The 14854-nt window shown below is 31.5% G+C and carries 15 protein-coding genes; 6 read left to right on the top strand and 9 right to left on the bottom strand.

What is annotated here, in order from left to right; all coding sequences use genetic code 11:
- Positions 1–17: 17 nt before the first annotated feature.
- The 4 genes from H0I28_RS15475 to H0I28_RS15460 all read right to left on the bottom strand — a co-directional run bounded on the left by H0I28_RS15475 (position 18) and on the right by H0I28_RS15460 (position 1478).
- Positions 18–422, bottom strand: coding sequence for a thioesterase family protein (locus H0I28_RS15475; protein ID WP_218759660.1), 405 nt, complete (start codon positions 420–422; stop codon positions 18–20).
- A gap of 79 nt (positions 423–501) precedes the next feature.
- Positions 502–891 (bottom strand): NifB/NifX family molybdenum-iron cluster-binding protein, encoded by a 390-nt coding sequence (locus tag H0I28_RS15470; protein ID WP_218732321.1) that lies wholly within the window; start codon positions 889–891, stop codon positions 502–504.
- Positions 888–1067 (bottom strand): DUF5320 domain-containing protein, encoded by a 180-nt coding sequence (locus H0I28_RS15465; RefSeq protein WP_218755046.1) that lies wholly within the window; start codon positions 1065–1067, stop codon positions 888–890. The genes H0I28_RS15470 and H0I28_RS15465 overlap by 4 nt, the downstream gene beginning before the upstream one ends.
- 3 nt (positions 1068–1070) lie before the next feature.
- Complete coding sequence (locus H0I28_RS15460; RefSeq protein ID WP_218759659.1) at positions 1071–1478, bottom strand: DUF134 domain-containing protein; 408 nt, start codon at positions 1476–1478, stop codon at positions 1071–1073.
- A 155-nt stretch (positions 1479–1633) separates the two neighbouring features.
- Between H0I28_RS15460 and H0I28_RS15455 the strand changes: the two genes are divergently transcribed.
- The gene (locus H0I28_RS15455; protein ID WP_218759658.1) at positions 1634–2593 is read left to right on the top strand and encodes an L-threonylcarbamoyladenylate synthase; all 960 of its coding nucleotides are present in this window, start codon (positions 1634–1636) and stop codon (positions 2591–2593) included.
- Between the two features lie 17 nt (positions 2594–2610).
- Positions 2611–4281, top strand: coding sequence for an RluA family pseudouridine synthase (locus tag H0I28_RS15450; protein ID WP_218759657.1), 1671 nt, complete (start codon positions 2611–2613; stop codon positions 4279–4281).
- Here the strand turns inward: H0I28_RS15450 and H0I28_RS15445 are convergent.
- On the bottom strand, positions 4278–4814 hold the full coding sequence (locus H0I28_RS15445; RefSeq protein ID WP_218759656.1) for a hypothetical protein: 537 nt from the start codon (positions 4812–4814) through the stop codon (positions 4278–4280). The two genes, H0I28_RS15450 and H0I28_RS15445, sit on opposite strands and share 4 nt — an antisense overlap.
- Before the next feature lie 64 nt (positions 4815–4878).
- On the bottom strand, positions 4879–5505 hold the full coding sequence (gene aat / locus H0I28_RS15440) for a leucyl/phenylalanyl-tRNA--protein transferase (protein ID WP_218755042.1): 627 nt from the start codon (positions 5503–5505) through the stop codon (positions 4879–4881).
- A gap of 123 nt (positions 5506–5628) precedes the next feature.
- On the opposite strand from aat, the gene H0I28_RS15435 reads away from it, so the two are divergent.
- Both H0I28_RS15435 and H0I28_RS15430 read left to right on the top strand, forming a co-directional pair.
- The gene (locus H0I28_RS15435) at positions 5629–6252 is read left to right on the top strand and encodes a YqaA family protein (RefSeq protein ID WP_218755041.1); all 624 of its coding nucleotides are present in this window, start codon (positions 5629–5631) and stop codon (positions 6250–6252) included.
- Between the two features lie 29 nt (positions 6253–6281).
- Positions 6282–6527 carry a DUF1456 family protein gene (locus H0I28_RS15430; protein ID WP_068449322.1) on the top strand — a complete coding sequence of 82 codons (246 nt, stop codon included), beginning with the start codon at positions 6282–6284 and terminating at the stop codon, positions 6525–6527.
- Between the two features lie 162 nt (positions 6528–6689).
- Here the strand turns inward: H0I28_RS15430 and H0I28_RS15425 are convergent, their stop codons facing one another.
- Positions 6690–7061 carry a DUF3127 domain-containing protein gene (locus H0I28_RS15425; RefSeq protein ID WP_165733870.1) on the bottom strand — a complete coding sequence of 124 codons (372 nt, stop codon included), beginning with the start codon at positions 7059–7061 and terminating at the stop codon, positions 6690–6692.
- A 5-nt stretch (positions 7062–7066) separates the two neighbouring features.
- Complete coding sequence (locus H0I28_RS15420) at positions 7067–7927, bottom strand: flavin reductase family protein (protein WP_218759655.1); 861 nt, start codon at positions 7925–7927, stop codon at positions 7067–7069.
- 196 nt (positions 7928–8123) lie between these two features.
- Between H0I28_RS15420 and H0I28_RS15415 the strand changes: the two genes are divergently transcribed.
- Positions 8124–9275, top strand: a complete 1152-nt coding sequence (locus tag H0I28_RS15415) for a HAMP domain-containing sensor histidine kinase (RefSeq protein ID WP_218759654.1) — start codon at positions 8124–8126, stop codon at positions 9273–9275.
- Positions 9276–9528: 253 nt separating this feature from the next.
- A complete protein-coding gene (locus tag H0I28_RS15410; protein WP_218759653.1) occupies positions 9529–14313 on the top strand; it encodes a T9SS type A sorting domain-containing protein in 4785 nt (1594 codons plus the stop codon).
- Between the two features lie 140 nt (positions 14314–14453).
- Here the strand turns inward: H0I28_RS15410 and H0I28_RS15405 are convergent, their stop codons facing one another.
- A complete protein-coding gene (locus tag H0I28_RS15405; RefSeq protein WP_218759652.1) occupies positions 14454–14822 on the bottom strand; it encodes an HIT family protein in 369 nt (122 codons plus the stop codon).
- Between the last annotated feature and the right edge of the window lie 32 nt (positions 14823–14854).

The following is a 14854-nucleotide window of genomic DNA, read 5'->3' as shown; positions in this document are numbered from 1 at the left end:
TTTTACACAGTTATATTTTAAAAATAAGTAGCTAATTTCTTTCCAATAAAACTTGGAATTCTTTTCGGCAAACGAGACAGAATATCGACAAAAACAACATCTAATTTAGCTTTACTTAGCAACTCCTTTTGTTCATTTGTTATTTCAAATTCAAAACTGAAACGAACTTTTGGCATTTCTTTAATAATTGTTTTTATGGTAATCAACTCATCAAAGTGAGCTGGTTTTCTGTATTTTATATCAAAAGAAACTACAGGTAACATTATTTGATTTTCCTCTAACTTGACTTCATCTAAACCCAATTTTCGCAATAATTCATTGCGTGCTTGATGACAATAGACTACATAATTGGCATGGTAAACATAGCCCATTTTATCGACTTCTCCATAACGAGGTTTTAATTGAAAAAGATCAGTTATCATAACAATTCCGCTCTAATTTTTCATCACTAAGTTGATTCCCCATTTGACGCTCTTTAGTTTTTAAATAATGTATAAATTACTAATGATGACATGCGTGTGCATGCTCTTTTTTATGCTTGTGACCATGACTTGCACAACTAACATCTGTATCAGAAATTTTACCTTCAACAAACTCTAAAATAACGTCTGCAGATTTACCAGAACAACCGCGTATTACGCCAATACCAGCAACCACTAACTTACTCATTGCACTATCACCAATATTACCCGCCAACATAAATGTTACACATTCCTTTACTAAAACACTAACAATATTAGATTTACAACCACACTTACCATCCGACTCTAACAATTTTAAGTCTAAAATTTCATTTGTATTAGAAAAAGTATAGATTTCATAGAACTTACATCTTCCAAAATGGTCTGCAATCTTGTTGTCTTTTGTTATTGGTATTGCTATTTTTTTCATAACGAATCATTTATTATCACTATTGTTCTCGTATTGTCTTTTTTACGTCTTCCTTTTCTAAAAGGTCTATTTTCTGGAGATTGATTGGCATCGGATTTAGTTTTTCTACATTCTCCTAATTTCATTCCTGTTTTTGGACCTAAACCTTGTGGACCATTGTTATCAAAATTTGGCATATTCTATTCATTTAGATTCACTAACTCATCTTTATCATTGGCAGGACAATCACCACATGTTGTAGGATTTGTAACACCATCAATTAATTTAAAACACGTTTTACATTTGTACCAATCTTTTTCAAATTCGAAGTTCCCTCCTTTAATAACAATCGATTTACCTTCCACAAAACCTTGTGCAATTTTTTTTAAGGCACTGTTATAAATTCTAGTAAGCGTAGGTCTAGAAACCTCCATTTTTTCTGCCGCAGCATCTTGAGAAAGATTATCATAAATAACCAACTTTACAGCCTCATATTCTTCATACTGCATATCGACATGCTCCGTATCACAAAACCGAATTCCAAACGGCTTAAAACCCAGCATTTTTGGTGGATGATTTACTTTTCTTTTCTTATGAGGTCTAGGCATCTCTTAAATTTTACACAAAGTTAATGAACCTACGTTCATAACAAAATAAAAACAGCATTAATTATCAAAAAAAATTAGATCTTTATTTCTTATCAAACTAACTAAACCTATTTGTGCTATTTTATAATTAAATTTGCGGTCTATAAGAATAATCAATGAGCATCATTTCTAAAGACATACAAAAAGCCATACAATTATTAACCAATGAAGAATTGGTTGCCATACCTACGGAAACAGTTTATGGTTTAGCAGGGAATATTTTTAGCGAAAAAGCAATTAAAAGTATTTTTTCAACTAAAAAGCGTCCATTTTTTAATCCGTTAATTGTACACATTCCTTCTGTTGATGCTTTAGACGGAATTGTAACGCACATTCCTGAAAAAGCAAAGTTATTAGCAGATGCTTTTTGGCCAGGGTCTATGACTTTGGTCTTAAAAAAGAACAAAAACATTCCGGATATTATTACTGCAGGCAAAGATACGGTTGCCGTTCGTGTACCTAATCACCCAGTAACTTTAGAGTTATTAAGACAATTACCATTTCCTTTAGCAGCACCAAGTGCGAATCCTTTTGGAAGCATAAGCCCTACAAAACCAGCACATGTAGAACGTTATTTTAAAGACGATATAAAAATGGTGCTGGATGGTGGAGCTTGTACAAACGGAATTGAATCTACCATTATTGGTTTTATAAATGACGAACCTATTATTTACAGATTAGGCGCTTTGGCATTAGAAGATATTGAAGCGGTTATTGGTAAAATTAGCATTAAAAACAAAAAAGAAGTAAGTCCGGATGCTCCAGGAATGTTGGCAAGACATTATGCGCCTGCTACTCGTACTTTTTTGGTTGATGATATTGCGAATGAAATTAAAAAGCATTTAGGCAAAAAAATTGGTGTATTACCTTTTAAAAATTCTTTGAATGATGTTTCTCTAACAGAAATTATATTATCAGAAAAAGGATCTATGCACGAAGCTGCATCAAAATTATACGATTCTTTACACGAATTAGACCATCTAAAATTAGATGTAATTATTGCAGAAAGATTCCCTGAATTTGGTTTAGGAAAATCTATTAACGACCGTTTGCAAAGAGCAACTTTTAGCCTTTAACTTGATATTTTTTTAATTTGACTTATTTTCAAAAATTTAAAGCAGATATTTCTGACATTAAACTTCCAGAAAAATTTACTTTTCCGTTTTACTATCAACCTCATCAATTGGCTACAATTGCCACAAATGAGTTGCAAGAATATTTAGAAAATCAGACAGATTTTAAACATAATTTTGGTCTTACGGAAATAGAAAACGAATTGCCAATTGGAAAAATGTTTGGGGTTTTAGTGGTTAAAAACAAACAAAATGAAATTGGTTATTTAGCTGCCTTTTCAGGAAAATTAGCCGATAAAAGTTTGCCAGTAAAATTTGTTCCTCCTGTTTTTAACATGAGAAAAGAAGGAAGTTTTTACATAAAAGGGGAAAAAGAAATAGACCAAATAAACGCTCAATTATCTCTTTTAAAAAAAGATAGAAGTTATTTAAAACTGAAGAAAACGGTTCAGAAACTATCCAAAGAAATAGAAGAAGATTTAGTCCTAGAAAGAAAAAAACTGAAACTTCAAAAAAAAAATAGAAAGACTAGAAAAACAAACGGACAAGCAACTTTAAATGAGATAGATTTTAACAACCTCAGCAAAGAATTAGTCCAAGAAAGTTTTAACGACCAATTTTATTACAAAGAATTAGTAGAATACTACGAAGATAAAATCGCAAAAAAAAGGACAGAATTAATTCTTTTTGAAGACAAAATTGCAGCATTAAAAAAAGATAGAAAAGAAAAATCAAATTATTTACAACAGACTCTTTTTAGTAAATATGCTTTTTTGAACAAAGAAAAAGAGGAACTTAATTTGTTAGATATTTTTAACAATCCTACAATAAAGCCTCCTGCAGGTTCAGGTGAATGTTCTGCTCCTAAATTACTACAACATGCTTTTTTAAACGACTATACGCCTATTTGTATGGCAGAATTTTGGTGGGGAATTTCGCCAAACTCAGCAATTAGAAAACACAAGAACTTTTATCCTGCCTGCCAAGGTAGATGTAAACCTATTTTAACACATATGTTAGATGGTATTACAATGGATGAAAATTTATTGTTAGAAAATTTAGCTGAAAAACAAGAATTAGAAATCATTTATGAAGATGATGTTTTATTGGTTGTAAATAAACCAACCGAGTTTTTATCTGTACCAGGAAAAGATATTTCCGACTCTGTATATACTCGCATTAAAGAAAAATATCCAGATGCTACAGGGCCATTAATTGTACACCGATTAGACATGTCTACTTCTGGAATTTTATTATTGACCAAAACAAAAGAGGCCAATAAAGTACTACAAAGTCAGTTTATAAACAGAACTGTAAAGAAGCGTTACGTTGCTTTATTAGACGGAAACTTAACCGAAGAAAAAGGAAAAATAAAACTCCCTTTACGTGTAGATTTAGATGACAGACCTAAGCAATTGGTAGATTTTGTTCATGGAAAAAATGCTGAAACCGATTGGAAAATCATCAAAAGAGAAAACGGAAGGACAAGAGTTCATTTTTATCCTATTACAGGACGAACACATCAATTAAGAGTTCATGCAGCGCATAAAAAGGGACTAAATAAACCTATTATTGGTGACGACTTATACGGAAACAAAGAAAACAGGTTGCATTTACATGCAGAATTTATTGAATTCTCGCATCCGACAACTCATAAAAAAATGAGCTTTACAGTAGCCCCAAATTTTTAGAAAAACGAGAAACCTATCCCTAAAGAAACACTATCTAACCTATCATTTTCGAAACCAATTATTCCTTTTCTATGAAAATCTAATCGAATAATTGTGTTCCATCTTTCTTCTCCTGCAATTTGAGTACCTAAACCTATTCTGTAATAATTGCCATCTGGATAATTAGTAGAAGGTCGCCACATTTTTCCGTAACTCACTTCCGTAAAAAAAGTATCATCTTCATCTTCTGTAATATTGTACTTTAGACTCACATAAGTAGGAAAAGCACTAACGGCATAACTCCAATGATAATCGAAACCACCGTTTACACTGACGGCTACTCTTTTTTTAAATTCGTAACCGAACCCCATTCTAAAAAAAATTGCTGAAGGAATAAAAAACGTTTCGCCATCATCTGGGTCTAACGTGTAATTTTCATTAACCGCAAAAGTTAAGTTTGCAGAACCTGTAAAAAAGGGTTTTCCAAGTTTTTCTTGTGATAGTAAAGTTTGAATCGTACAAAAAAAAAGGAGTAAAAGTAGTATTTTTTTCATTGCATCATATTGGGTACCAAAACCTAAGCAATAACTATTCCATTGCCTATATTCTTTTTAATATTTAATCCTTTAGTATTTTTAAAAATATATTTCTATCAATTTCTTGGGCTCCTAAACTCGCTAAATGATCATTATACATTTGGCAATCTATTAAAGTATACTCTTTCTTTTCAGCTAGATGAATAAATGCCAATTTAGAAGCATTAGAAACTTTACTAAACATACTTTCTCCACAGAAAATATTGTTGATCTCTAAACCGTATAAACCACCCACTAATTGATTGTCTTGCCAAACCTCTATAGATTTTGCAATACCTTTATTATGTAAATTAATGTAAGCCTGCTCCATATCATCAGTAATCCAAGTACCAAAACCATCACTTCTTTCAATGTTTTTACAATGGTAGATTACTTCTCTAAACGCTTTATTTTCTGTGATGGTAAACTCACCTTTATTAATGATTTTTCGCATCGATTTAGAAACTTTAATTTCACCGGGAAACAACACCATTCTTTCCAACGGACAATACCAAACAATAGGTTCTCCTTCTGAAAACCAAGGAAAAATTCCATTTTTGTAGGCACAAATTAACCGTTCATCAGATAAATCTCCACCTAAAGCGATAATTCCATCATTTGTAGTAAATTCATAGGGCGGAAATTCAATTTTATCTGTAAGCCAAATCATAAAAATTTATTTGTTGCTAAATTAAGGAATTCATAAAAGAGTAGGAATATAAATTATTGTTCACTTTATAAAAATTAAGTCCTTATTTTTGTACTCTGTTTAAAGAAAAAGAGAAATCTAAAAATGGCAAAAAAAACAAAACAAAAAACAAAAACGCATAGAGCTAAATTGATGCACTCCTATTTCCATAGAACAGGGTTCTATATGTTTATATGGGAGAGTTTAAAGAAAGCTTTCTGGCCAATTGTAATTGTTGTTGCATGTTTATTTCTTTTTAACGAATATGTATACAACATTAATGATGGATTACATCATTTTACAGAAACGGTTTCTAGACTTACAGTTTTAATATTCTTCTTTGCTTCTGAAACCTTGTTAGGCTTGGTACCTCCAGAAATATTTATTGCGTGGTCTAAAAAAACACCAGACCCAATATTAAACTTAGCAATTTTAGCTACTTTATCATATTCTGGTGGTTTAGTTTCTTACTTTATAGGTAAAACTGCATTAAGAATTAAATCTGTTAAAGAATATTTAGAAGTAAAAATGGCTAAGAATTTAAAAAACACTCGAAAATGGGGTGGTATTTTAATTCTAGTAGGTGCTTTGTTTCCATTACCCTTTTCTATTGCTTGTATTGCTGCAGGAATGATAAAATACCCATTTAATAAAGTTATCTTTTTTGGTTTATTTCGTTTTATTAGATTTGCAATATATGCTTGGGCAATTTTTCAGGTTGTAGATTAAATTCAGATTAAAATAATTATATTAGTATTATGGGATTAACAAATAATGACATTTTAAAAAAACTACGTGTAGCTCATAAATTACGAGATACAGATATTGTAGAGATTTGTGCTTTGGTAGATTTTAAAGTAAGTAAAGCAGAACTAGGTGCCTTATTTAGAAGTGAAGAACACCCAAAATATGTAGAATGTCAAGATCAAATATTACGTAATTTCTTAAACGGATTGGTTGTTCATTTACGTGGACCAATGCCTAAAAAAGGTGAAAAGAAATAAGTTTTTATTTTTTTGATGTTTAGATTGTTTCGCTTTTAGACACAAGAAACAAGACTAACAAAAAAATAAACAAACCTTTATAAAATATAAAAGAGAGATTTCAATAATGAAATCTCTCTTTTTATTTGTCTTGATTCTTAATGCTAAAAATCTTGATGCTATTTAAAACGGTAAATCGTCTGGCTCTTCATCTGTAACTTTAGATGCTGGCTGAAATTGATCTACTGGAGGCAAATTACCACCACCTGCAGCTGCTTGAGATAAATTCTCTATTCTCCACCCAACTATTGAGTTAAAATATTTAGCTTCACCTTGTGGGTTAATCCACTCTCTACCTCTTAAATTGATAGATACTTTTACATCTTGCCCAACTTTGTAATTGTTTAATAAATCAGTTTTATCTTGTTGAAACTCGATATTAATCATTTGCGGATATTGATCATCTGTTGTAACCACTAATTCTCTTTTTTGAAATCCGTTTGATCCAAATGTTTGAACGTCTCCAATTAATTTTACTTTACCAATAACTTCCATAATTTCTAATTTAATAAAAGTACTTTCCAAGCACTTTCTACATCATTCTTTTTTAAATACTCTTGGGCAAATGTATGTTTTTTTGTGGTTTCTAGTCCAATAAACTCTAAATGATCTTTCTTAAAGTTATTAACATCTGCTTCTGTTGGCAATTGTTCTACATTACCTAACATGCCTAAATTATTCCCCGTTAACACCGTACTATTTCTTATTTCTAAAGGTATTTTGTCAACTCCAATACCTAAAGTACTTACTGGTTTTGGTATCTCAAAAAAACCATCTTTAGCCCTAGTATAAAAATTACCACCAGCTCTTGCTACCAAGTCTATTTTATGCTGATCTATGCTTCCGTCATCTCCTAAAACGTCTTCAGAAATATGTACTTTAACCACCTCGCAAACTATTAAATTTCCAGCTCCACCTTCATCACCAGTAAAAATAACATCATTTACTTTGCATTCTAATTGCACTGGAGATTCTGCTACTCTAAATGGTTTTATAAGATCTGAAGGCAACATGGTAAACCCAGCTTTTTCAAATTCATTTACCCCTTGCGGATATTCTGTACTACTTAAAGACATTTGTTGCACCATGGCATAGTTTACCACATTTATAACCACTTCTTTGGTAACCAAAACATTCTCTAACGTGTGTTTTGTAGTATTATCTTTTACTCTTCTGGCAGGCGAAAAAACTAATATAGGCGGATTTGCTCCAAAAATATTAAAAAAACTAAAAGGAGATAAATTAGGGTTTCCATCTGCATCAACCGTACTTGCAAAAGCAATAGGTCTTGGCGCAATGGCGCCTAATAAATAACCATGTAATTTTTGGGTAGAAATCTCTTTTGGATTGATAGATAGCATACTTATAAATTTTACTAAATGCCATTTAGAGCACAACTAAAAAGTTTAACGAAATTCTATATCTTCGTTTGATACTTTTATCAGAATAAAATTTTGAAAAAAAGTAAAAATGCTAACTGGCAAATATTATTTGCTTTGTAAAGATACTATCTAATCTTTAAATGAGTTATACAGAGGAAACCTTATATTTGTTTTGATGAACATTTTTTCTAATACCCTTTTATTTAAACGAATTACCATTCTTGTTTCGTTTATTATTGTTTCTTTAATTTTATGGAACACCTATACTTTCTTTCAGAAATTTAAACAAGAAGAGCGTATAAAAATGGAAATTTTAGCAACTGCCCAAAAAGAAATTGCTAGCGATACCAACTTAGATGCCAATGTAGATTTACCCTTAAAAATTATTGAGAATAACAATAATATTCCTATGATTTTGGTGAATGATAAAGGAGAAATAGAATATTTTCAGAACCTTGATTCCGTAAAAGCTTTAAACCCTAAATATCTAGAAAAACAGCTGCTAGAAATGAAGGCAGAAAACCTACCAATAGAGGTTAGCTATAAAGGAAAAAATAAACAATTTATCTATTACCGGAATTCTGATTTACTAAACAGATTAACCTATTATCCTATTGCGTTAATTTTAATTTTATTTCTATTTTTGAGTGTTATTTATATGTTTTACAGCTCTAATAAAGTTGCAGAAACTAATAAACTTTGGACTGGTATGGCTAAGGAAACGGCACATCAAATTGGTACACCTTTGTCTTCTCTTTTAGGATGGATTGCCATTTTAAAAATGGAAAAAGTAGATGACAAATATGTAGAAGAAATAGAAAAAGATGTTAGTAGATTAAATACCATTGCCAATCGTTTTTCTAAAATTGGTTCTACGCCAGAGCTTGAAAAAGAAAACGTAGTTGCCATAACAAAACAAGCTTTCGATTACCTAGAATCTAGAAGTTCTAAACAAATTTCTTTCTCTTTTACAACTTCAGATACAGAGATTTACACCAATTTAAATACAGAATTGTTTGGTTGGGTTATAGAAAACCTTATTAAAAATGCTATTGACGCCATGTTAGGCAAAGGCCTACTAGACCTAAACATAGAAAACACACCTAAAAAAGTAAAAATTACAATTTCAGACACCGGAAAAGGAATGCCAAAAAAACTATTTAGACAGATTTTTAAACCGGGTTTTACGACCAAAAAACGTGGTTGGGGCTTAGGTTTGTCGCTATCTAAACGTATTGTTTCTGATTATCACAAAGGAAAAATATTTGTGCAAAAATCTGAAATAGGAAAAGGAACTACTTTTGAGATTCTGTTAGATAAAGTGTAGTTTTTTTAAAACAACACACAAATACCTTTCATAAAACGAGAAAAAGCTTTAAAACACTACACACAGCTACTATTACTCTTTTTTATCAAAAAAAAAATACCGTTTAAAGAAAGTAACTTGCAATTCGTCTAACCTACAAAACGAATCAAATAATAATATCCTAATTTTAAAGAGTCTTCTATAAATTTGTATCGCAACAGATTAACTTATAACACTTTGCACATTGTTATACAAATTTTAAAAGACTTATAAAATGAAACATAATTTACATAAAATATTTATCTGTATAGTTTTATTAACCATAACACAAGTTGGTTATAGTCAATTAAGTGACTTACACTTCCTTCCGCCATTAAAACAGGATGCTAATAACCAAGCTATTCAGCAACAAACCATCTATTTATCTACACCAGAAACTTCAAGTTTTAATGTAAAGATCTATAAAGGAACTAGTACTACAGCAGTTGCTACTTTATCTCTATCAAAAACAACTCCAAAAACATACAACCCAGGTAACGGAGACAACAATATAACTTTAGTAACCAACGCAAACACAGGTATCGTATTATCTAATAGCGGGTTACGTTTCGAATCTGAAAATGGTGAAAAATTTTATGTAAACTATAGAGGTAGATCTGCTTCACAAGCAGCTTCAATTACCTCTAAAGGTAGAGCAGCCTTAGGTCAGAAATTTAAATGGGGAGGCGCTCCTATTGAAGCGAACCATAAAACAATGAGTGCTACATTAGGTGTTATGGCTACTGAAGACAATACCTCGATAACAATAAGTGGTTATAATACAGAATGTAAATTTAGAGCTACAACCACTGTTGATGGTATTACTGCTAACACCATAAATATTACATTAAATAAAGGACAGTCTTATGTTCTTGAAGCTGCAAAAGATGCTACTACAGCCAATATAGACGGATGGATTGGCGCTTCTATTGTGTCTGATAAAGATATTGCTATTAGTAACGGAATGTTAAATTTTGGTGTAAATGCTAATAGTCAAGCTAGAGATGCTGGTGCAGACCAGCCTGTACCTGAAGACAAATTAGGAAAAGAATACGTTTTTGTACGTGGCAACGGAGGTTCAAGCAATGAGTTTGTGATTATCATAGGAACCCAAGCAAACACAGAAATCTATGTAAATGACGAAACCACTCCTTATGCTACAATTGGTGTAGGAGAATATGCAGAAATACCATCTTCTAAATATTCTGGGACTTCAAGTGGTGAAAATATGTTTGTTTCATCAACAAAAGACGTTTATGCATATCAAGTTCTTTCAGGAGATACATCTATTATAACGGTAAGTTTAAATTTCGTTGCTCCCGTAAACTGTTTATTGCCTGACACAATGGATCAAATTTCTAATATTGAAGATATTTCTGGAATTACAGCTTCTGGAGGTTTATATATTATAGCATCAACTACAACACCAAACTCAGCTATTGAAGTTTATAACGGTACTGACGGTACTACTCAAATTAATTTACCTACAGAAAAAACTGTTTCAGGCACATCAGACTGGAAAACATTTTATATTACAGGACTTACAGGAGATGTATCTGTAAAATCTTCAGGACCTATAGCTGTAGGATTTTTAGGTTTTAATGGAGCTAGAGGTATTGCTGGTTATTTTTCTGGGTTTGATACTGTACCTGTTACAGAATTAGCTATAACAGGTGGAGGTTGTTTACCTGGTGGTGCTATTGAAGTAGTAACTAAAAATTTTGAATCTTACCAATGGTATGACAATGGTGTTTTAGTACCTGGTGAAAACGGACCTACATATACCCCAACAACATCTGGAGATTATTACGTACGTGTTTCTAAAGGAGGTTGTACCTATGATTCTCAACCAATTTCTGCTTATTATTGTAACCCAGATATCATTATTAACAAAACTGCTGATAAGACTGAAGTTATGGAAGGAGAAAACATTACTTTTAAAATTATAGTAGAAAGTAAAGGTGTTAATCCTGTTACAAATATTAACATTTCAGATGTAATGCCTAATGGCTTAACAGTTGTTAGTGCAAGCCCAAGTACTGGTTCCTGGACAGCTCCTAATTGGACATTAGGAAATCTTACAAGTGGCCAAGTTGAAGCAATTACAATTATCGCAAAAGTAGATCCAATGACAGGAATTAACTCAATTGCCGCTACAACAAATACAGCCACAAATACGCAAGATCAAACAGACAATAATATCACCAGTGATGCTCCTTCTGTTTCTTTTAACATCTTAAGAGATTATGATGGAGATCTTATAGCAGATATATATGATATTGATGATGATAACGATGGTGTTTTAGACACTACTGAAGGAAATAACGACACCGATAACGATGGTATACCAAATCAATTAGATTTAGATTCTGATGGTGATGGTTGTCCAGATACTATTGAAGCTAGTGTCCCTGCGGTATTAGAAAGTGCAAACGTAATTAATAATACCACTACAAATACTGCAGATGCTGTAATAAACATTTCAAATAACCCTGTTGGAAGCAATGGATTAGCGGCTAGCTTAGAAACTAATGATAATACTACAACCTTTATAAACTATACATCAACCTACAATACATATGCGTTAGATAAAAATACAAATGTATGTGGAGTGGCTATGATTACACAAATATATCAAACAAACACAGAACGTTGGATAGAAATTACCAACAAGCATGCTGCAAATATTGTTGCACCAAATGCAGCTATTATTGCACTCTTTAAAAACACCTCTGGAGATCAAACAGATAATACGCCAAATGCTTTTGTCTCTAACACAAATGCTATTAACCCGGGTGAATCTCTATTAATATCTGCAGGAACTGTTTCTAACAAGCTTTCTACAGCTTCTGAAATAGTTGATACAAATGTTACAGATTTTGATGATGCCAATGATATTATAGCCTTAACTAGAATATCTAACACGAATGCTTGGGCATCAAGGATTGATGTGATAGCATCTATAGAAAACAATACAAGCTATGTGCGTATTGATGAAGTTTCTGCACCAAATAAAACTGCAGATACAACAGAATGGGTTGCTTTTATAGACGATGACATTATTACCTATTCAGATGACGCAAATGATAATGCTATAGAACGTCATGCACACGATCCTTTATTATCTGAAATAGCTACTGCTAATGATGAAGCCAATATAAAACCAGGTTTACATAGATTTCTATTCACAGACAGAACTACCGTATTAGGTAGTAGTGTTTGGACAAACGGATACCCAGATAGATCTAGAAATGTAAAGATTTCTGAAGATTATAATCATACAGGTAAGTTAAGTGCTAGAAAATTAGAAGTTAAAGAAAGTAGTATTTTTACAATTACAGATAACCTATTAGTAGTTACAAATGAAATAATTATTAAAGATACAAACGATGAAATACGCTTAATTAGTTCAGACAATACTAATAAGGCACAGTTAATTCAAACGCATAAAACAGCATCTAAAGTTACTGGAAACGGTAAATTATTAGTAGACCAAAACTCTACAGTACCAAGTAAGTACAGATACAATTATTTAAGCTCCCCTGTACATACTCTTAATGCTACAACATTTACTATAGAAGATGTTTTAAAAGACGGCACAATACCAACCTCTGCAACTTCTACAATTACAAACATTAACTTTGTGAGTGGTTATGATGGTAATACCACATCTCCTATTTCTATAGCAGATCATTGGATATACACATATGCAACAGGATCTAATGGAAGATCTGGTTGGTCTCATAAATACAAAAGTGAAACAATTTCACAAACCGATGGATTTACTTTTAAAGGTCCTGGTGCTGCACAAAATTATACTTTTGTTGGTACTCCTAAAGACGGAGAATTAACAACAACTATTAATGCAGGAGACTCTTATTTAGTAGGAAACCCGTATGCATCTGCAATGAGTAGTAAAAAGTTTATTCAAGATAATTTAGACGTTACGAACGGTAGTTTATATTTTTGGGAACATGTAGGAGAAGAAAGCTCTAGTAATGGTTCTGAAGGACATAATTATGGTGGATACGTTGGTGGATATGCTGTTAGAAACTTATCTGGAGGCGTTGCTGCAAACAGTGTAGTTGACAATAATAACAGTAATAATGGCACACCTACTTTAGGTGGTGGATCTTATACAGAGCCAAAAGCCTTTATAGCAATCGGTCAAGGTTTTTTTATACAAGGAGATGATGTACTTTCTGGACCTATTGTTTTTAACAACAGCCAAAGGGAATATGTACAAGAAGGAGCAAATTCTTATTTCTTTAAAAGTGAAAATAAAAAATCTGCTGCTAAAACAAGCCTTACAAATACATTACCAATTATTAAATTAGGAATGAGTTATACAAATGATAATAACTTCAATCTACATAGACAATTAGCCATTTCATTTAAAGACAATAACTCTTTTGATTTTGATAAAGGATATGACACAGAAATTTATGATGTAGGAACTACTGATATCTATTGGAAGTTTCCAAACTCTGATGAAAAATATGTAATTACTGGTGTACAAAGTATTTCTGAAGAACTAGAAATCCCTTTAGAGTTGGTTATTTCTAAGGACGGACAAGTAACAATTAGCATTGATGAATGGAATGCGATTGACAGAAACGTTTATATTATAGATAAATTAACAAGCACCTCTTATTTACTTAATGATGAAAGTATTGTTTTAACACTTGCAAAAGGAACCTACACAGACCGCTTTGTACTTGCTTTTTCTGAAACTACTAAAAGCCAAGTATTAGGGATAGAAGATGCAATTTTAGAGAACAACGTTTCTATTTACTTAGATAATAACTCCAAAGAATTGGTAATTGATAACAACAGTAATTTAGAATTAAAAAAGGTAACTTTATTTAATTTATTAGGTCAGAAAGCGGCTGAATGGAATACTATTGAAACCAATACAATCCAAAATAGATTGAAAATTAATACTATTTCTGAATCTATTTATATTGTAAATATTGCTACAGAAAAAGGGAATATTAGTAAAAAGATATTAGTAAAATAAATTTTCTATAAAATATTTTTGATTGAATATTTAAAACCACGTTTTCTTTTATGAAAACGTGGTTTTTTTTTTATAAAAATATTATAATGTGAATTATAAAAAAAGACATTTAAAAACCTCTTTTTTACCCCTTTTTTATTTTATTCAAATTTTGATAAAATACTTGCAGCTAAAGCAACAAATTCATCATTTGTTAATTTTACTTTTTGGCTAAATTGCATATCTGCCATTGCGTTTGTTGGTACTAAATGTACGTGTACATGTGGCACTTCTAAACCAATAACACTCATACAAAATCTTTTACATGAAACTGCTTTTTCTAAGGCTTCTGCAACTCGGTAAGAAAAATCCATAAGGCTTAAATAATCTTCTTTAGATAAATCGAATAATTTGTTTTCTTCCTTTTTTGGAACTACCAAAGTATGACCTTTGGCATTTGGATTGATATCTAAAAAAGCAATATAATTATCGTCTTCTACAGCTCTTTTAAAATAAAGTGCTATCCTCATATAAAAGAAGTAACTAACTGTATATCTACCTT

Origin of the sequence: Polaribacter sp. AHE13PA, from assembly GCF_019278505.1 — a bacterium.
GTDB lineage: Bacteria > Bacteroidota > Bacteroidia > Flavobacteriales > Flavobacteriaceae > Polaribacter.
This window is presented reverse-complemented; position numbering and strand designations above follow the sequence as displayed.

Coding starts and splice junctions, on each gene's coding strand:
- H0I28_RS15415 (WP_218759654.1), top strand. CDS start 8,124: ATGAACATTTTTTCTAATACCCTTTTATTTAAACGAATTACCATTCTT.
- H0I28_RS15425 (WP_165733870.1), bottom strand. CDS start 7,061: ATGGAAGTTATTGGTAAAGTAAAATTAATTGGAGACGTTCAAACATTT.
- H0I28_RS15455 (WP_218759658.1), top strand. CDS start 1,634: ATGAGCATCATTTCTAAAGACATACAAAAAGCCATACAATTATTAACC.
- H0I28_RS15445 (WP_218759656.1), bottom strand. CDS start 4,814: ATGAAAAAAATACTACTTTTACTCCTTTTTTTTTGTACGATTCAAACT.
- H0I28_RS15475 (WP_218759660.1), bottom strand. CDS start 422: ATGATAACTGATCTTTTTCAATTAAAACCTCGTTATGGAGAAGTCGAT.
- H0I28_RS15430 (WP_068449322.1), top strand. CDS start 6,282: ATGGGATTAACAAATAATGACATTTTAAAAAAACTACGTGTAGCTCAT.
- H0I28_RS15465 (WP_218755046.1), bottom strand. CDS start 1,067: ATGCCAAATTTTGATAACAATGGTCCACAAGGTTTAGGTCCAAAAACA.
- H0I28_RS15420 (WP_218759655.1), bottom strand. CDS start 7,927: ATGCTATCTATCAATCCAAAAGAGATTTCTACCCAAAAATTACATGGT.
- H0I28_RS15435 (WP_218755041.1), top strand. CDS start 5,629: ATGGCAAAAAAAACAAAACAAAAAACAAAAACGCATAGAGCTAAATTG.
- H0I28_RS15460 (WP_218759659.1), bottom strand. CDS start 1,478: ATGCCTAGACCTCATAAGAAAAGAAAAGTAAATCATCCACCAAAAATG.
- aat (WP_218755042.1), bottom strand. CDS start 5,505: ATGATTTGGCTTACAGATAAAATTGAATTTCCGCCCTATGAATTTACT.
- H0I28_RS15410 (WP_218759653.1), top strand. CDS start 9,529: ATGAAACATAATTTACATAAAATATTTATCTGTATAGTTTTATTAACC.
- H0I28_RS15470 (WP_218732321.1), bottom strand. CDS start 891: ATGAAAAAAATAGCAATACCAATAACAAAAGACAACAAGATTGCAGAC.
- H0I28_RS15405 (WP_218759652.1), bottom strand. CDS start 14,822: ATGAGGATAGCACTTTATTTTAAAAGAGCTGTAGAAGACGATAATTAT.